Raw genomic sequence first — 396 nt, 5'->3', positions numbered from 1 at the left:
GAAGCGAAGGTGATCTGAACATGACCGCACTTGTTATTGCCGAACACGACCACGCGACCGTCAAGCCCGCGACCCTGAACACCGTGACTGCCGCACTCGCCTGCGGTGGCGATGTGCACATCCTCGTCGCAGGCGCCAATGCAGCCGAAGCCGGCAAGGCCGCCGCTCAGATCGCGGGCGTTGCCAAGGTCATCGTGGCCGACAGCCCCAGCCTCGCTGAAAACCTCGCCGAGAACGTCGCCGCGCAAGTGCTGGCCATCGCCGGCAGCTACAGCCACATCCTCTTCCCCTCGACCGCCAACGGCAAGAACGTCGCCCCGCGCGTGGCCGCCAAGCTCGATGTGGCGCAGATCAGCGACATCACGGCCGTGGTGAGCGCCGACACCTTCGAGCGTC

Annotated in this window: 1 pseudogene; it reads left to right on the top strand. The window is 66.2% G+C overall.

Annotated features, from left to right (window positions below):
• Nucleotides 1–20: 20 nt before the first annotated feature.
• Nucleotides 21–396, top strand: a pseudogene (locus ACTJLF_RS34760) (electron transfer flavoprotein subunit alpha/FixB family protein); the annotation flags it as partial.

The organism is Variovorax sp. 22077 (assembly GCF_052044195.1).
Lineage (GTDB): Bacteria > Pseudomonadota > Gammaproteobacteria > Burkholderiales > Burkholderiaceae_C > Variovorax > Variovorax atrisoli.
This window is presented reverse-complemented; position numbering and strand designations above follow the sequence as displayed.